Source organism: Pseudobythopirellula maris, from assembly GCF_007859945.1.
Lineage (GTDB): Bacteria > Planctomycetota > Planctomycetia > Pirellulales > Lacipirellulaceae > Pseudobythopirellula > Pseudobythopirellula maris.
This window is the reverse complement of record NZ_SJPQ01000001.1, coordinates 1,872,935-1,890,212: the sequence shown is the minus strand read 5'-3', so window position 1 is coordinate 1,890,212 and position 17,278 is coordinate 1,872,935. Positions and strand designations below refer to the sequence as shown.

Here is a 17,278-nt window from a genome sequence, read left to right as displayed (position 1 = left end):
GACGCGGCGCTCCAGCACGGAGGCGGCCCGGCGCAAGGCATGCACTTTAAGGTTTCGACGAAGGCGACGCGGGCGTTGGCGATGGCGTGCCTCGCCCTGCTGGTTCTGGCCACGACGCCGTGCCGCGCGGCGAGCCTGCAAGACGATTTCCAGGACCCGCCCGCCGAGGCGTCGCCGTGGGTCTTCTGGTACTGGATGAACGCCGCGGTGTCACGCGAAGGGATCACGGCCGACCTGGAGGCGATGGCCGACGCCGGACTGGGCGGCGCCTACCTGATGCCGATCCAGGGACCGACCGACCCGCCGCTCGTCGAGCCGCCAGTCAACCAGCTCACGCCCGAGTGGTGGGAGTGCGTTGGTCACGCGCTCGCCGAGGCCAAGCGGCTCGGCCTGGAGATCGGCATGCACGCCTGCGATGGGTTCGCCGTGGCGGGCGGGCCGTGGATCACCCCCGAGTTGTCGATGCAGCGGCTCGTTTGGAGCGAGACACGCATCGCCGACGCCGCCGAGCCGATCGTTTTGCCCCAGCCTGCTGCGTGGGAAGGCTACTACCAAGACGTGGCCGTGCTGGCGTTTCCCGCCCCGGCGGGTGACGGCCTGTCGACCGACACCGTGCCGGTCACGGTGACCACGACCGCCGTGGGCGAGACCGCGCAGCAACTCGTCGAGTCGGACAACGAGCGTCGGCTGCGGAGCGCCGAGCCGTGCTCGATCGACTTCACGTTCGACGAGCCGTTCACCTGCCGATCGGTCACCGTTTGGCCCGACGGTCGCAACTACCAGTGCCAGCGGTTCACGGTCGAGGCGATCACATCCGAATCGAACGGCGACGGCGAGCGGTTCCGGCCAATCGCCCGGCTCGACGCCCCGCGTCACGGCTGGCAGGAGCAGGAGGCGCCAGTCACGCACGCCATCCCGCCGACCACGGCTCGGCGGTTCCGACTGACATGGACCCCCGAGGGCTCGGAGCCGGGCGCCGAAGACCTCGACACGGCCAAGTGGAGCCCGGTGCTCAAGGTCAAACGCATCCGGCTCGCCAGCGAGACGCGGCTGCACCACTACCGCGGCAAGACGGGCGCCGTGTGGCGCGTGAGCCCTTGGAGCACGCCCGAGCAGATCGGGCCGAGCGCCTGCACGCCGCGGGCCGAGGTGATCGACCTCTCCGACAAGCTCTCGGCAGACGGCGCGCTCGACTGGGCGCCGCCGCCGGGCGCGTGGACCGTCTTGCGCTTAGGGCACACCTCGACCGGCGCCCACAACGAGACCGGCGGCGCCGGGCTGGGGCTCGAGTGCGACAAGTTCAACCCCGATGCCGTGCGTTTGCAGTTCGATCGTTGGTTCGGCGAGGCGCTGCGCCGCTACGGCGACATCGGCTCGCTCGGCGTGCTGCACGTCGACAGCTGGGAGTGCGGCAGCCAGAACTGGTCGGCCGATTTCCGCGAGGAGTTCACCGAACGCCGCGGCTACGACCCGCTGCTATACCTGCCGGCGATGGCCGGCTACCCGATCGCTAGCGCCGAGAAATCGGAGCGATTCTTGCACGACGTGCGGATGACGATCGCCGAGCTGGTCGACGAGGTGTTCTACGGCGTCATGGCGGAGAAGGCCGACGAGCACGGCGTGCGGTTCACGGGCGAATGCACGGCGCCCACCTTCACCGGCGCCGGCATGCGGCACTTCGCTCGGCTCGACGCCCCGATGGGCGAGTTCTGGATCGACAGCCCGACCCACGACAAACCGAACGACATGCGCGACGCGGTCTCGGCCGCCCATGTGTACGGAAAGAACATTGTGCAGGCCGAGGCGTTCACGCGGCTCCGCATGGCGTGGGACGAGACCCCGGCGAAGATCAAAGCCTTGGGCGACCGGCACTACGTGCTCGGCGCCAACCGGTTCGTTTTCCATGTGTGGGCTCACAACCCGTGGCTCGATCGCGCGCCGGGGATGACGCTCGGCGGCGTGGGGCTGTTCTTCCAGCGCGATCAAGCGTGGTGGCCGATGGCCGGCGCGTGGGTCGATTACGCACGCCGCTGCCAGGCGCTGCTCCAGCGCGGCCGGCCGGTGGCCGACGTGGCGGTGTTCGCCGGCGAGGAGGTCCCCAACCGGGCGGTGCTCCCCGAGCGCTTAGTCGCTTCGCTGCCGGGGCTCCTGGGCGAGCGGGCCGTCGAGCGCGAGCGGGTGCGGTTGCTCAACGAGGGGCAGCCGACCCACGAGATGCCCACCGGGGTCAAGAACTCGGCGAACGGCGCCGACCTGTCCGACTGGCCCGACCCGCTGCGCGGCTACCAGTACGACTCGTTGGGCCGCGACGCTCTGCTGCGGCTGGCCCGCTGCGAAGAGGGCCGCGTGGTGCTCCCCGGCGGTGCGAGCTACGCGCTGCTGGTCGTGCCGGCGCCGCGGCCGATGGCGCCCGCGCCCGGGCGGATGTCGCTCGCCGTGGCCGAGAAGCTGCGTGAGTTGTCCGAAGCGGGCGCGAAGGTGCTCGTTGTCGAGCCGCCGCAACAGACATGGGCGCTCGGCGAAGAAGACGCATCGTTACGCGGCGTCACGCGCGACGCCCCATGGCTGACCGGCCCGTGGGACGAGCCGTCGCTCGCGTCGATCGGCGTTGCGGAGGATTTGGTCTGCTACGAGGCGAGCGGCGTGCGCTCGGAGGGGCTGGCGTGGGCGCACCGCCACGCCGAGGAGGGAGACCTCTACTTCGTGTCGAATCAGCTCAACGCCGAGCGTTTGCTGAGGCTCTCGTTGCGGGCCGCATCGACGGCGGCGGAGGTGTGGGACCCGGTGAGCGGCGATCGCCGCCCCGTTGCCGCCGAACGCACGCCCGACGGTCGCACGGCGGTCGAGCTGCGGCTGCCGCCGCTGGGGTCGTGCTTTGTCGTGCTGACGAGCGCCGCCGCGGAGCCCGCCGGCGGCGAGTCCGTTCTTGGCTACGAAGCGATCGACGGCCCATGGAGCGTCGGCTTCGCTTCGGCCGCGGGCCCGTCGCCCGAGGCGATCGAGCTCGCCACGCTCCAGGACCTGTCGACGCACCCGCGTGAAGAGGTCCGCCACTTCGCGGGCGTGGCGACTTACGAAACGTCGTTCACCGCGCCGCCTGATGCGCTCGCCGGCCGGGCGTGGATCGACCTCGGCGCCGCGGTGGCGATGGCCGAGGTGAGCGTCAACGGCCGCCCGGCGGCCGTGGCGTGGACGCCGCCCTATCGGGTCGAAGTGACCGGCTTGCTGAAAGCCGGCGAGAATCGGCTGAGCGTGGCGGTCGGCACGACTTGGCGGAACCGACTGGTGGGCGACGCCGCACGCGAAGAGTCCGAGCGGTCGACCTGGACCACCGCACCGCTACGATTAGAGGGCAAGCCGCTCACGCCCTCGGGCCTCTTCGGGCCGGTCACGCTCGAGCACGAGACGCCATCGGCCGGCGCCCGTTGAGCCGAACACGGATCGACACCGATCCACGCTCATGGGATTAGCGTCTGGTAGCGTCGATTCGTGTCCTTGTTCGCTCCCAAACAAAATAAGTCCATGCAAATCGGCTTTATCAAATCGGTGATCAATCCTATGAGAATCTGCTCAACATGCGCCGTGGTGCTGTTGCTCCTTTCGCCCCTCGCACGGGGGGAGGCGCCAGTCGACACGCCAATCAAAGCGCCCAAGCCGTCGGTGGCGCCCGAGGCCATGCAACGTGTCTTCGAGGAGCTGAGCACGCCCCACAAGCACGGCGTGCTGCTCACCCCGGGCGAAGGGGAGTACTACGACTGCCCGAACGTGTTCCGCCACAACGGCCGCTGGTGGATGCTGTTCGTCAGCACCAAGGACCACAAGGGCTACGAGACTGAGCTCGCCGTGAGCGACGACCTGCTGCACTGGGAGAAGCTCGGCAAGGTCTTGTCGTTCCGCGAGCAGGGGTGGGACCGCTGGCAGGCCGACGGCAGCATCGCGCTGTACGACACGGAGTGGGGCGGATCGGCGTCGATCGGCACGCACGACGGCAAGTACTGGATGTCGTACTTCGGCGGCGACAAGCCCGGCTACGAGACCGACCCGCTCTCGATCGGCATGGCGTGGACCGACGACCCGACCGAGGCCGAGGAGTGGACCCGCTACGAGGAGAACCCGGTGCTCGCCCCCACCGACCCCGAGGCGCGGCCGTTCGAGCGGGCCACGCTCTACAAGAGCCACATCATCCGCGACGAGACCGAGTCGCTCGGCGCCCCGCTGGTGATGTTCTACAACGGCAAGCAAGAGGGCAAATGGATCGAGCGGATCGGCGTGGCGGTCTCCGACGACATGAAGAGCTGGCGGCGTTATGGCGACGCGCCGGTGATCGACAACCTGAAGGGCATCTCGGGCGACCCGCAGATCATCCGCATGGGCGACCTGTGGGTGATGGTCTACTTCGGCGCCGGCTGGAAACCGGGCATTGGCGCGTTTGACACCTTCGCGTGTTCGCACGATTTGGTGGATTGGACCCGCTGGGACGGGCCGAACCTCATCGAGCCCTCCGAGCCGTGGGACAAGACCTTCGCCCACAAGCCTTGGATGCTGAAGTACGATGGAGTGGTCTACCACTTTTACTGCGGCGTGGGCGAAGCGGGCCGCACGATCGCGCTGGCGACATCCAAGGATCTTAGCGAAGAAGGCGAAGGCAATTGATGGGCGGGATTCACATCTCACGACTCGCGGCGACGATCATCGCGGCGGCGGGCCTGCTGGCTTTCGAGTCGGCCGAAGGCCGTTCGATGGTGTTCGACGCACCGGCCGAACGGTTCACCGAGTCGTGCCCGCTTGGCAACGGCCGGCTGGGGGCGATGGTGTTCGGCGGCGTTGAACGCGAACGAGTGGTGCTCAACGAGAGCGGCATGTGGTCGGGCTCGCCGCAAGAGGCCGACCGCCCCAACGCCCACGAGGCGTTGCCCGAGATCCGCCGCCTGCTGCTCGAGGGCAAGAACGCCGAGGCCGAAGAGCTGGTGAACCGCAACTTCACCTGCGCGGGCGAGGGGTCGGGTCGCGGCACGGGCAAGGAGGTCCCTTACGGCTGCTACCAGACGTTAGGCGACCTGGAGATCGAGCTGCGACACGCCGGCCCGGCAGAGACGCGAGGCTACCGCCGCGAGCTCGACTTCGAGACCGCCATCGCGAGCGTCGCTTACACCCGCGGCGGGGTGGCGTACGAGCGCGAGGCGTTTGTCTCGGCGCCGGGCGAGGCGATCGTTTACCGCCTGACCGCCGACCAGCCGGGGGCGATCGCGCTGACGGCGAGTCTGAGCCGCGCCGAGAACGCCAAGGTCCGTGTCGTTGGCCCCAACACGATCGAGATGAACGGCCAACTGAGCGACGGCAAGCAGGGCAACGACGGCGTTCGATTCGCTGCCCGCCTGCGGGTGATCGCCGAGGGGGGCGTGGTCACGGCGGACGAAGCGGGCGTGACGGTCAGCGGCGCCGACTCGGCCACGCTCGTGCTCACCGCCGCCACCGACATTAAAACGTTCGCCGGTCGCCCGGTCGACAACGCCGTCGCCGCGGCGGCCGACGACCAGGCGCGCGTCGAGCGCCACGCCTACGACGATATCAAGCAGCGGCACGTGGAGCGCCACCAGGAGCTGTTCGGCCGCGTGAGCCTCGACGTCGGCGCCGCCGCGCCCAACGGCATGACCACGCCGGAGCGGATCGCGGCGTTCCAGCAGAACCGCGACGACCCCGATCTGGTGGCGACGCTCTTCGACTACGGCCGCTACTTGCTGATCGGCTCCTCGCGTCCCAACGGCCTGCCGGCCAACTTGCAAGGCGTGTGGGCCGAGGAGCTGCAGACGCCGTGGAACGCCGACTGGCACTTGAACGTCAACCTGCAGATGAACTACTGGCCGGCCGAGACGACCAACCTGTCGGAGTTGCACGAGCCGGTCTTCGCGCTGATCGACTCGTTGAGCGGCCCGGGCGCCAAGACCGCCAAGGCTTACTACAACGCCCGTGGCTGGGTCGGCCACCTCTTGGCGAACCCGTGGGGTTTCACCTCGCCGGGCGAGTCGGCCAGCTGGGGCGCCACGCCGACCTGCTCGGCCTGGCTTTGCCAGCACCTGTGGGACCACTACCAGTTCACGCTCGATCGCCAGTACCTCGAGCGCGTGTACCCGCTGCTGAGGGGCGCCGCCGAGTTTTACCTCGACCTGTTGATCGAAGAGCCTTCGCACGGCTGGCTCGTGACGGCGCCCTCCAACTCGCCCGAGAGCGCGTTCCTCGACGAGAACGGCGAGGCGGTTCACATCTGCATGGGCCCGACGATGGACCAGCAGCTGCTCCGCTACCTGTTCGACGCCTGCCAAGAGGCGTCGCTGATCCTCGGCGTCGATGAAGCGCTCAGGGAGGAACTCGTCGCCGCGCGGGAGCGGCTGGCGCCGACGCAGATCGGCTCCGACGGCCGCGTGCTGGAGTGGCTCACCGAGCGGCCCGAGCAAGACCCGCACCACCGCCACGCCTCGCACCTGTGGGCGCTCTACCCCGGTTCGGAGATCACGCCGCGCGCCACGCCCGCGCTGGCCGAGGCGTCCCGCAAGAGCCTCGAGGTCCGTGGCGACGACGGCACCGGCTGGGGCCTAGCCAACAAGGCGTGCCTGTGGGCCCGCCTGGGCGACGGCGACCGCGCCTACCGGCTGGTCAGCAACCAGCTGCGTTTGGTAGGGCGAGGCAAGGCGCAAGGGCAGTGGCGCGGTGGCGTTTACCCGAACCTGCTCGACGCCCACCCGCCGTTCCAGATCGACGGCAACTTCGGCGCCACCGCGGCGGTCGCCGAGATGCTTGTGCAGAGCCGCCTGACCGACATCGCCGGCGAGCCGCAGGCCGAGGTCGTGCTCTTGCCCGCGTTGCCCGGCGCCTGGCCCGAGGGAAGCGTCACCGGACTCTGTGCGCGGGGCGACTTTGATGTCGATCTCGCCTGGAGCAATGACCGGGTGACATCGGTCACGATCACCAGCCACGACGGCGTGCCGCTGAGCCTCTCGACGGGCGACGCGTCGCGGCGGCTCGAGCTGGCCGCCGGCGAGACGCTGCGTCTTGGGCCCGACCTTGAGGCGGAGTGAAGCCATGTTCCATCGAGCCCAAGTAGCAAGTGCGTTCGCGCTGTTGATCGCGATAGCGTGCGCCTGCGCGCAAGCCGCCGACGCGCCCGATTGGGAGAACGAGCAGGTCGTGCAGATTGATCGTCTGACCGCCCGCGCGACGTTCTGGCCCTTCGACACGGCCGAAGCCGCCCGGCGCGGCGATCGCGACGATTCGTCGCGCGTGATGTCGCTCGACGGCGACTGGCGGTTCCACTGGGTCCCGACGCCCGGCGAGCGCCCCGCCGAGTTCTACGCGCCGAGCTTCGACGCCTCGGCCTGGAAGACGATCCCCGTGCCGTCCAATTGGGAGATGCACGGCTACGGCACGCCGATCTACGTGAGCGCCGGCTACCCGTTCAAGATCGACCCGCCGCGCGTCACCTCGGCGCCGGACCGGGGCGACACCTGTTTCGAAGAGCGCAACCCGGTCGGTTCCTACCGGCGCACGTTCACCCTGCCCGCGGGCTGGAAGGGGCAGCGTGTGTTCCTCCACTTCGCAGGAGTCGAAGGAGCGTTCTACGTCTGGCTCAACGGCGAGCGAGTTGGCTATAGCCAGGGGAGCCGCTCGCCAGCCGAATTTGAAATCACTCACCACGCCCGATCGGGCGTCAACTATCTCGCCGTCGAAGTCTACCGCTTCAGCGACGGCAGCTACCTCGAAGACCAAGACATGTGGCGCCTGAGCGGCGTCCACCGCGAGGTGGTGCTCTACACCACGCCGCCGGAGCGGCTCGCCGACTTCGCCGTGCGGACCACGCTGGCCGACGACCGGCGCACGGCGACGGTGGCGATCGAACCCGAACTCGACGCGCCGCGCGACGGGGACCTCGCAGGTTGGCGGGTGCAGGCCGAGCTGTATGACGCGGCCGGCGCCCCAATAGGCAAAGCGGAGCACGACGCCGAGCCGATCCTCAACCGAGCGGCACGGGCGGGCATCCTGGTCGATCGCACGCCTCAGCGTGGCCAGCCGAAATTCGGTTGGTTAGAAATCAGCGTGCCGCAGCCGAGGCTCTGGAACGCCGAGACGCCCAACCTGTACCGCTTGGTGCTGTCGCTCGTCGACGCCGAGGGCGCCGCGGTCGAGGCGACCGGCTGCGACGTCGGCCTGCGCGACGTTCGTGTGAGCGGTGGCCAGCTGCTCGTGAACGGCCAGCCGGTCCGGCTGCGTGGCGTCAACCGCCACGAGCACGACCCGGTGACCGGCCACGCCGTCTCCCGCGAGCGGATGGTCGAAGACATCGAGTTGCTCAAGCGGGCGAACGTGAACGCGGTCCGCACGTCGCACTACCCGAACGACCCGCGTTGGTACGAGCTGTGCGACCGCTACGGGCTCTACGTGATGGACGAGGCCGACCTCGAGACGCACGGCCTCAGGGGCAAACTGGCGAGCGACCCGCGCTGGGCGTCGGCGTTCTTGGACCGTGGCGTTCGCCTCGCCGAGCGTGACAAGAACCACCCGTCGGTGATCGTCTGGTCGCTGGGCAACGAGTCGGGCTACGGGCCGAACTTCGCGGCGATCGCGGCGTGGCTGCGGGCGTTCGACCCGACGCGGCCGATCCACTACGAAGGCGCGCAAGACTCGCCGAGCGACCCGGAGACGGTCGACTTTGTCAGCCGGTTCTACCCGCGTGTGCGTGAGGAGTATCTCAACCCCGGCGTGCTCGACGCTCAGGCGCCGGAGCGGCCCGAGAACGCCCGTTGGCTGCGGCTGCTCGATCTGGCTGATCAGGAGGAAAGCGACCGCCCCGTCCTGACGAGCGAGTACGCCCACGCGATGGGCAACGCGATGGGCAACCTCACCGAGTACTGGGACGAGATTTACTCTCACCCGCGGATGCTCGGCGGGTTCGTCTGGGACTGGGTCGACCAAGGCATCGAGCGCCACACGCCCGACGGCCGGCGTTACTTGGCGTACGGCGGCGACTTCGGCGACGAGCCGAACCACGGCGCGTTCTGCCTCAATGGTGTGGTGATGGCCGACCGTGGCCTAACCGCGAAGTACCAAGCGGTGAAGAAGGCGTACCAGCCGGTCAAATTCGAGCGGGGCGACGACGGCCTCACCGTGCGGCTGACGAATCGGAATCACTTCACCGACCTGAGTGCTTACGAAATACGTTGGAGCATCGAACGCGGCGGCGAGCAAATCGCCTCGGGCGCATTGCCTTCGATCGGCGCTGCGCCGGGCGAGACGGCAGAAGCCACGGTTCCGTTCACGGCCGACGGCCAACCGGGCGAGCTCTGGCTGCGTGTCAGTGTCCATAGTAAGTCGCCCACGGCTTGGGCCGACGCCGGCCACGAGGTCGCTTGGGGGCAGTGGCGTTTGCCCGAGCTCGAAACGGACACAACCGATAGACCCGCCGGGCCCGCGACGCCGGTGCGGCTCGACGAGACCGCCGAGATCTACGTGGTGACCGGCGCCCGCTACCAGGCTAAATTCGCCAAGGCGAGCGGCGTGCTCCAGTCGCTCCGCTACGACGGCAAGGAGCTGCTCACCGACGCGTCGGCTGGCCCTATGACACAGGCCTTCCGGGCGCCCCTCAGCAACGACAAAGGCTTTGGCGGCTGGCTAGCCGACGATTGGCGCGACGCCGGCCTCGACAAGCTCAGCCGTGTGGTTCAATCGGTTAGCGCCGCGCCCCAGGATGGCGCCGTGCGGGTCGATTGCGTGGCTCGCAACGAAGCCGCCCACGGCGCGATCGTCAGCCGCCACAAGTGGACCTTCCACGGCGACGGCTCGATCGAACTCACCTCGCGGTTCACGCCGGAGGGCGACCTGCCGCCGCTGCCGCGAGTGGGGCTCGTGATGCGGCTGGCTGGCGCTTACGACCGCGTCGAGTGGTTCGGCCGCGGGCCGCACGAGAACTACCCCGACCGCAAGGCGGACGCCGCCATGGGCGGTTGGTCCGGAACGGTCGACGAGCAGTACGTCGCGTACCCCCGGCCGCAGGAGACCGGCTCGAAGCAGGACGTCCGTTGGCTAGCGCTCGCCGACGACGGCGGCCACGGCTTACGGATCGAGACGACCGGCGAACCGTTCGCGTTCTCGGCGCTGCGCTACACGCAGCAAGACTTGGCGGCCCAACGGCGGGCGGTCGACCTCACGCCCCGTGACGAGACGGTGCTCTCGATCGACGCCGCTCAGTGCGGGCTGGGCAACAGCAGTTGCGGACCGGGCGTGCTGCAAAAATACGCCGTCCCTGCGGGCGAGCACGAGCTGCGGCTGCGATTCACGCCGCTTTAACTAGCAAAGGATTCCCCCCTCTCTTCCTTTCGGAGGAGAGGGGGGGACCACGCTACTCCGCGCTCGGCACGACGAGCTTGATGTCGTCGAACTCGTCCAAGTCGTCGAACGAGCCGATGCCCACCAGGCCCTTGCCGAACGTCGTGTCGGTGTGCTCCATGATCGGCGTCTCCATGTCGTCGAAGTAGACCTTGATGGTCCCGGCCTCGACACGGCGCTCGACCTTCACCGTGTGCCACTTGTCGTCCCACGGCACGGGCGTTTCGTTGCGGGTCATGCGGTTGCGGGCGGCGTTGTTGACGATCAGGATCTGGCCGCTCGTCTCGTCCGGCTTGGCGCCGAGGTGGGCGTAGTAGAACTGCTGCGGGTTCTGGTAGCCGAAGTAGATGCAGCAGTCGCGGTGCAGGCCCGTGTCGAGCGTGCTGCGGACCCGCATCGTCAGGTCGAAGTCGCCGACCTCCACGTCTTTCACCAGCGCCACGTGCCACGGGCTGCGGAAGGGCGGCTTGTAGGCGCTGCCGCGCTCGAGGATCTCGAACGTGTGGTTGCCGTCCTTCTCCGAGACCTTCCAGGTCTCCGGGTCGAGCACCTGCCAGTTGTCGATGCCGTTCTCGAAGTCTTCGGTGAACACGACCTCGCCTTCGGCAAAGAGCAGAGACGGAGAGATCAAAAGCAACGCGGCGAAGGAAAAGAGTGAGGCTTTCATGGCGCCCTCGGAGGAGTCACGGTGGATGGATTCAAGAAGGAAGCGGCTATTGTAGCCAACCCGGCGGTCGGGCGTTACTCGGCCGTGACCAACGACGGGTCGTCGGCGGTCACGTTCATCGTAGTGAGAGGCGGCTCACACTCGAGAAACGCAACCGCGCCGGCGTCGGGCCCCGATAGCTCGACCGAAACGGCGCCGCCGGGTGTCTCAAAATGGGTCCGCTCGAAAGTCACGTCCGCCGTGTCGAGCAATTGGACGCGGGCCTCTTCGGTGCGGAACACGGAGTCGCGCACCGTCAGGTCGCGCGTGTCGGTCAGGTTGATGAGGCTTGGCGCCTCGATCTCCGTGCGTTCGATCAAGACGCGCGTCGCCGGGCTCTCGGGCAGGCCTTTGATTTTGAAGGCGTCGCGGCCGGCGGTTCCCACCAGCCGGCTGAAATGGATGTCGCGGTAGTAGGGGGTCGCGTCGGTAAGCTCGCGCTTCGGCAGCCGCTCGCCCAACTCGCCGACGTACATCGGCGAGCCGATCATGTCGAAGAACACCCCGTGGTTGTAGCAGTCGAACGCGACGCGGCGGACCCACACCTTCTCAACCCCGCCACCGCGCGGGCGGCGGGTCTTCATGTAGGCGCAGTGCCTGACGCCGTCGAACACACAGTCCTCGACCAGCAGATTGCGCACCCCGCCCGCCGTTTCGCTGCCGCAGGTGACGCCGCCGAAGCCGCCCTCGGCGTGGCAGCGGCGGATGACGACGTTCTCCACCGGCCGCTTGGTCCGCAGGCCGTCTTTGTCGCGGCCCGCCTTCAGGGCGTAGCAGTCGTCGCCGGTGTCGGTGCGGCAGTACTCGACGAGCACGTTGCGGCACGACTCGATGTTGACGCCGTCGCCGTTCACCACGCCCTGGCTGTGGATCGTGACGCCGCGCACCACCACGCCCTCGCAGTAGACCGGCACGATATTCCACATCGGCCCGTTGCGGAGCGTGACGCCCTCGACCCACACGCCGCGGCACTCGATTGGCGAGATGAAGTACGGGCGGAAGTAATGGCGTCCTTCACGGCCGTCGAACACCCGCTCGGCGACCGGCAGGGTGGGGTCGACGATCTGGTCCGAGAGCCCACGCCACGCCTCGCGGGCCGGCCCGTCGTCGGGGCCACGGAGCTCGCCGCCGCCGGTTACGGCGATGTTCTCCTGATCGTGCGCGTAGATCAGCGCGCCAACGCCCATGATCTCGATCCCCTCGTTGCGGGTAAAGACCACGGGCAGGTAGGCTTCGATCTCGCCCGAGAACTTGAGGACCGCCCCCTTCTCGACGCGGAGATTGACGTTCGACTTGAGCGTGATGCGTCCGGTGAGCCACTCGCCCGCCGGCACGGCGACCACGCCGCCCCCCGCGGCCGACGCCTCGTCGATCGACGACTGGATCGCCACGGTGGCGAGCTTCTCGCCACCCTCGACGGCGCCGCGGTCGGCGATGCTGATCGTGCGGTCGGGGAAGGTCGGCCTAGCGAAAGCCGGCAGGTCGAACGGCGCCTCGACCGGCGCCACCTCGTGCGGCATCGCCTCGGGACCGACGCTCTCGGCGGTCGGCATCGGCGGCTCGGCCGTCGCGGCGGCGACGGCAAGGATTAGGGGGAAAGCTAGCGCGTAGCGCATCGAGGGTCGCCTTGGAGGAGGGGGCAAAGAGGGCCGCTTCAGTGGGTATCATACCGCGCGACGCGAGACGGGTCGGGCGGCGCGTCTCAATAGAAGGGCAGGCAACGGCCTGCGGTGTGGGCGAGCTCACATCTGGGGGGGCACGGCGGCTGCGGTTATAATCGAGGGCTCTCGTCCCCGCTTGGAAACGACCAACTTCCCCTGAACCTTCCTCTGAACGATCGCCGCTTGATGGACGCCCCCGCCGAAGTGCTCGCCCAACTCATCGACTTGTCGCGCTGGCTCGGCGCGCCGGAACAAGACTGCGCGATCTTGGGCGAGGGGAACGCCTCGGCCCTGGTCGATGAGAACACCTTCCTCGTGAAAGCGAGCGGCGCCACGCTCGGCGCGCTCGGCGAAGGCGACGTGGTGACGATCGACCTGCGGGCCGCGCTCGACGCGCTCGACGACCCGTCGATCGACGACCACAACGTCGGCGACCGGCTCGCCGACGTGCAGACGGCCGGCAAGCCGCTGCGGCCCTCGGTCGAGACCTGGCTGCACGCCGTCTGCCTCGACCTGGAAGGCATTTCCTTTGTCGGGCACACACATCCCACCGCCATCAACGCGCTGAGCTGCACAACCGACTTCGAGGGGGCGCTCGCCGGTCGGCTGTTCCCGGACGAGATCGTCGTCTGCGGCGCCGAGCCGCTCTTGGCGCCGTACGTCGATCCCGGCATCGTGCTCGCCCGGGTGATGCGCGACGAGATCATGGCGTTCGTCGAACGCGTGGGCGAGGCGCCCAAGACGATCTACCTCCGCAATCACGGTTTCATCGCATTGGGACCCACCGCCAGTGCGGTGAAGCAGATCACGGCGATGGCGGTTAAAACGGCCCGCATCCGCCAGGGCGCGCTGGCCGCCGGCGGGATCCATCTGCTCACGCCGGCCGAGGTCGACAAGATCGCCAAGCGGCCCGACGAGCATTACCGCCAGCGGTTCCTCGCCCGCCAGGCCGCAGCGCAGCAGGGCGGGGCGTGATCGCCCGCAGCTTCGCGCCGGTCGCCGACGCTCGGGCGCGCGTGCTGGTCTTGGGCTCGATGCCGGGCGTCGCTTCGCTCGAGGCGCAGCGGTACTACGCCCACCCGCGCAACGCCTTTTGGCCGATCATGGGCGAGTTGTTCGGCGCGCGCCCCGATCTTCCGTACGCCGTGCGGTGCAATCGGCTCCGCGAGGCGGGCGTTGCGCTGTGGGACGTGCTCAGCGAGTGCCGCCGCGAGGGGAGCCTCGACACATCGATCGAGCGCGACAGCGAAGCGGTGAACGACCTAGCCGGACTGCTGACGCGTTACCCCCGCATCACGCTCGTGGCGTTCAACGGCCAGAAGGCCGAGACCGCGTTCCGCCGCCACGCCGTTCCGACGCTCGATGAATCGACGCAAAAGCGGCTGTCGTTCGTGCGGCTGCCCTCGACGAGCCCAGCGCACGCGGCGCGGAGTTTCGAGGAAAAACTCGCCGCCTGGCGCGACGCGTTGTCCGTTGACGGTATCGTTTGATCCGCTGTGCAAAGGCGCTGTAGGGACCGCCCTCTGTGGCGGTCCTTGCCCCGGCGGGCGAGTGAGAACCCAGCGCTAGTGACGCCGAGTCGATGGACACAACAGCGGGGCGAGCGAACGCCGGTACCCGGGGCCGGAACGCCACAGAGGGCGTTCCCAACAGGGGCGTTATTCGCTGGCGATCCACGGGGCCGCTTTGTCGAGCAGCCGCAGCACACTCGCCTCGTCGGTCTGGGCGCGCACCTCGGCCGGCGTGAACCACCCCAGGGCGTGCGACTCGTCGCTGAGCACCAGATCGTCGGGGCCCTCGGCGCCGAGCAGGAACCGCACGTCGTGGTGGTCGTGGGCGGTGTCGACAAGCTCGCCCGCGGCGTTGCGCCGCTCGGGGATCGGGTGGACGTCGACATCGAAGACCGAAGTCGTGAGGACCGAGAGTTGCGCAAGCCCCGACTCCTCGGTCGCCTCGCGCAGGGCGACCCGGGTCACGTCGGCGTCGCCGTCGGCGTGGCCGCCCGGCTGCAGCCAGCGGCCGAGCTTCTTGTGGTGCAAGAGCAGGCAGCGGCGGCGGTCGCTCGAGAGCACCCACGCGCTCGCCGTCACGTGCCCCGGACGGCAGGTGCGATCGAAGCAGTCGTCGTGCGATTCAACGAGTGAGCGGATGCGTTCGATCATCGCCAACTCGTCCGGCTGCCGGGCGGCGTAGTCGGCGAGCATCGCTAGCAGGGGGCGGCGGTGCATGGGCTCTCAGCGTCCGAAGGTCCACGATTCTTGCGAGTAACGCTCACTGACAAGGCGATCGATCTCCGAGTCGAGCCCCGTGGGGTCATACGCCTCGTCGGCCCCCCACGCCGTGGCGAAAGTCTCACGCAGCCGCTCGGCGGTGGTCGGCAGGTTGGCGACGAACTCGCCGTGGGGGCGCCGCTCGCGGTAGTCGGGCTGCCGCGGCGGGGCGAGCAGCCAGCGCTCGATCAACCCGAGGTCGAAGTCGTACAGAACGGCGCCGTGGTAGAGCAGCCGCGAGCGCGTCATCCGCACGCTGTTGCCGGCGAACTTGCGCAGCGGGGCGTCGTCTCCCTCGGGGGCGAAGGTGAGGTCGTTGGTCCCCGCGCAGCAGGCGCTGGGTTCGATCGCACCGAGGCTCTTGGCCAAGACGCCGAGCACGAACGTGTGGGCGCGGGTCACGTCGGCCAGCTCGGGCCGCTTCTCGAGGTCGAGCAGCAGGGCGTACATCAGGCAGCCCGGCCCGGCGAGAACCGTGGCGCCGCCGCTCACCCGGCGCTCGATCGGCGCGCCGGCCGCCTCGCACGCCGCCCGGTCGACCTCTTCCGCCACCCGCGAGCCGCGCCCCAGCACCACGAACGGGTTGGGGCTCTCCCAGAACCGCAGCAACTCGGCGCCCTTGTCGAGGCCGTTCAGCAAGGCCTCGTCGCAGGCCAGGTTCGCCTTGGGAGCGGGGCGGGTGTGGTCGAGGAGCAGCAAGACTGGCGAGTGATAGCAGGTGGCGGTGCGGGAAAACCGAGTGTGGCGATTGCGTCGAGTGTAGCGGATGCGCGGCCTGTGGTCTTGGCCCGTGGGTGTCGGGCGTCGCTACAGATTGCCCCAGCATCCCAGGTGATCGCGGGCTTGAATTATTTTGGCGAGCGAGCGGTCGCAACGAGCAAAACGATTTGCCGACCCCCCAAACGTCCGCCACACTGGTGGTGAGCGTCTGTGCGCGGCCGTTGTGTGCTGCGCGGCGCCCGCTAGGTTCCTCACCCGTTTTTGTTCCGCCATGAATCCTAAAACGATCTCTCGTTCGTTGCTCGCCCTCGCGGTTGCGCTCGGCCCGGTTGCCGGCGTGAGCCCCGCCGCCGCCCAGTGCGCGTCGTGCGACGCCTGCTGCGAGCCGGCCTACCGGCTCGTGTGCCAGACGGTTTACGACGAGCGTGAAGTGACGTCCTACCGCAACGTCTGCGAGACCGTTTACGACGAGCGGCAGGTCACTTACCAGAAGCCGGTTTACGAGACCGAGCGTCGCGAGCGTCGCTACACGGTGTCGCGGCCGGTCTCCGAGACGAAAATGGTCGAGCGTCGCTACACCGTGCAGCGGCCGGTGTACGAAACACGCTACCGCGACGCCAGCTACAACGTGGTGCGCGATGTCGTCGAGACGAGCTATCGCGACGAGTGCTACACCGTGCAGCGGCCGGTCTGCGAGACTCGGTACCGCGACGAGTGCTACACGGTGCAGCGCCCTGTGTGCGAGACCGTCGAGCACGCCCAGGTCCGCACGGTCATGCGTCCCGTCACGAGCTACCAGACCCAGGTCGTTGACCAGGGGGGCTACGTGAACCAGGTGAGCGTGACGCCCGGCACGAGCTCGTGGCCGCGGCTCCGCTGGGTCGGCCCGCAGGCGACCGTGAACCCGGCGACCGGCACGGCCCAGGTCGTGCGTCCCGGGCTCGCTTGGGTCAGCACCCAAACGGCTCCGCAGCAGCAGGTGCAAACGGTCTGGAAGCCGAACCCCGTGGCGGTCCAAACCCCGGTGACCCACTACGTGCCGCAGCAGGTGACCGAGCGCGTTCCGGTGCAGGTGACCCGCATGGTTTCCGAGCAGCGCGTGCGCAAGGTCCCGGTGCAGGTGACCCGTATGGTTTCGGAGCAGAAAACCCGCCGCGTGCCCGTGCAGACTTGTCGCAAGGTCGTCGAGCGCGTCGAGCGGCAGGAGCCGGTGCGCGTTTGCCGGATGGTCTCCGAGGAAAAGGTTTGCCAGGTCCCCGTGACCACCTGCCGGATGGTCAGCGAAGAGCGGGTCGAACCGTACGACGTGCGGGTCTGCCGCATGGTGACCGAAACCCGCACGGTCCAGCAGCCACGTGTCGAGACCCGTCAGGTGGCCGAAACTCGCACGGTCCGTGTGCCGCGGACCGTGATGGTGCGGGTGCCGATCGAATCGGGCTGCTCGAGCTGCGAATCGGCGGGTTGAGCCGGCCCTTCTGGGGATCGACTTCGCAGCGGGAGCGTTGACACTGGCCGCTTGAGGCGGAAGATCAAAGGCGCTGCCGTTT

At 68.7% G+C, this 17,278-nt stretch carries 11 protein-coding genes; 7 read left to right on the top strand and 4 right to left on the bottom strand.

Annotated elements, in window-relative coordinates; genetic code table 11:
* Positions 1-39: 39 nt before the first annotated feature.
* The 4 genes from Mal64_RS07045 (at position 40) to Mal64_RS07030 (ending at position 10,335) form a co-directional block, all read left to right on the top strand.
* Positions 40-3,429, top strand: coding sequence for a glycosyl hydrolase (locus Mal64_RS07045; RefSeq protein WP_197525532.1), 3,390 nt, complete (start codon positions 40-42; stop codon positions 3,427-3,429).
* Between the two features lie 246 nt (positions 3,430-3,675).
* Positions 3,676-4,653: a hypothetical protein gene (locus Mal64_RS07040; RefSeq protein ID WP_197525531.1), complete on the top strand. Its 978-nt coding sequence runs from the start codon at positions 3,676-3,678 to the stop codon at positions 4,651-4,653.
* Positions 4,653-7,073, top strand: coding sequence for a glycoside hydrolase family 95 protein (locus tag Mal64_RS07035; RefSeq protein WP_146398405.1), 2,421 nt, complete (start codon positions 4,653-4,655; stop codon positions 7,071-7,073). The genes Mal64_RS07040 and Mal64_RS07035 overlap by 1 nt, the downstream gene beginning before the upstream one ends.
* A gap of 4 nt (positions 7,074-7,077) precedes the next feature.
* Entirely contained in the window at positions 7,078-10,335 is a 3,258-nt protein-coding gene (locus Mal64_RS07030) for a glycoside hydrolase family 2 TIM barrel-domain containing protein (RefSeq protein WP_146398403.1), read from the top strand.
* Between the two features lie 52 nt (positions 10,336-10,387).
* Here the strand turns inward: Mal64_RS07030 and Mal64_RS07025 are convergent, their stop codons facing one another.
* The gene (locus Mal64_RS07025) at positions 10,388-11,041 is read right to left on the bottom strand and encodes a hypothetical protein (RefSeq protein WP_231993601.1); all 654 of its coding nucleotides are present in this window, start codon (positions 11,039-11,041) and stop codon (positions 10,388-10,390) included.
* A 74-nt stretch (positions 11,042-11,115) separates the two neighbouring features.
* Positions 11,116-12,696 carry a glycoside hydrolase family 28 protein gene (locus Mal64_RS07020; protein WP_146398401.1) on the bottom strand — a complete coding sequence of 527 codons (1,581 nt, stop codon included), beginning with the start codon at positions 12,694-12,696 and terminating at the stop codon, positions 11,116-11,118.
* A gap of 231 nt (positions 12,697-12,927) precedes the next feature.
* On the opposite strand from Mal64_RS07020, the gene Mal64_RS07015 reads away from it, so the two are divergent.
* Both Mal64_RS07015 and Mal64_RS07010 read left to right on the top strand, forming a co-directional pair.
* Positions 12,928-13,716 (top strand): class II aldolase/adducin family protein, encoded by a 789-nt coding sequence (locus Mal64_RS07015; RefSeq protein WP_146398399.1) that lies wholly within the window; start codon positions 12,928-12,930, stop codon positions 13,714-13,716.
* Complete coding sequence (locus Mal64_RS07010; protein ID WP_146398397.1) at positions 13,713-14,231, top strand: DNA-deoxyinosine glycosylase; 519 nt, start codon at positions 13,713-13,715, stop codon at positions 14,229-14,231. The genes Mal64_RS07015 and Mal64_RS07010 overlap by 4 nt, the downstream gene beginning before the upstream one ends.
* Before the next feature lie 168 nt (positions 14,232-14,399).
* On the opposite strand, the gene Mal64_RS07005 is transcribed toward Mal64_RS07010, so the two are convergent.
* Positions 14,400-14,969 (bottom strand): NUDIX hydrolase, encoded by a 570-nt coding sequence (locus tag Mal64_RS07005; RefSeq protein ID WP_146398395.1) that lies wholly within the window; start codon positions 14,967-14,969, stop codon positions 14,400-14,402.
* Between the two features lie 6 nt (positions 14,970-14,975).
* Positions 14,976-15,710 carry a lipoate--protein ligase family protein gene (locus Mal64_RS07000; RefSeq protein ID WP_197525530.1) on the bottom strand — a complete coding sequence of 245 codons (735 nt, stop codon included), beginning with the start codon at positions 15,708-15,710 and terminating at the stop codon, positions 14,976-14,978.
* Between the two features lie 292 nt (positions 15,711-16,002).
* Here Mal64_RS07000 and Mal64_RS06995 point away from each other — a divergent pair, with 292 nt between their 5' ends.
* Positions 16,003-17,196 carry a hypothetical protein gene (locus Mal64_RS06995; protein ID WP_146398391.1) on the top strand — a complete coding sequence of 398 codons (1,194 nt, stop codon included), beginning with the start codon at positions 16,003-16,005 and terminating at the stop codon, positions 17,194-17,196.
* Positions 17,197-17,278: the final 82 nt, after the last annotated feature.

What these genes read in the sequence shown, in the direction of transcription:
- Mal64_RS07045 (WP_197525532.1), top strand. Translation starts at nt 40, where the DNA reads ATGCACTTTAAGGTTTCGACGAAGGCGACGCGGGCGTTGGCGATGGCG.
- Mal64_RS07040 (WP_197525531.1), top strand. Translation starts at nt 3,676, where the DNA reads ATGCAACGTGTCTTCGAGGAGCTGAGCACGCCCCACAAGCACGGCGTG.
- Mal64_RS07035 (WP_146398405.1), top strand. Translation starts at nt 4,653, where the DNA reads ATGGGCGGGATTCACATCTCACGACTCGCGGCGACGATCATCGCGGCG.
- Mal64_RS07030 (WP_146398403.1), top strand. Translation starts at nt 7,078, where the DNA reads ATGTTCCATCGAGCCCAAGTAGCAAGTGCGTTCGCGCTGTTGATCGCG.
- Mal64_RS07025 (WP_231993601.1), bottom strand. Translation starts at nt 11,041, where the DNA reads ATGAAAGCCTCACTCTTTTCCTTCGCCGCGTTGCTTTTGATCTCTCCG.
- Mal64_RS07020 (WP_146398401.1), bottom strand. Translation starts at nt 12,696, where the DNA reads ATGCGCTACGCGCTAGCTTTCCCCCTAATCCTTGCCGTCGCCGCCGCG.
- Mal64_RS07015 (WP_146398399.1), top strand. Translation starts at nt 12,928, where the DNA reads ATGGACGCCCCCGCCGAAGTGCTCGCCCAACTCATCGACTTGTCGCGC.
- Mal64_RS07005 (WP_146398395.1), bottom strand. Translation starts at nt 14,969, where the DNA reads ATGCACCGCCGCCCCCTGCTAGCGATGCTCGCCGACTACGCCGCCCGG.
- Mal64_RS06995 (WP_146398391.1), top strand. Translation starts at nt 16,003, where the DNA reads ATGAATCCTAAAACGATCTCTCGTTCGTTGCTCGCCCTCGCGGTTGCG.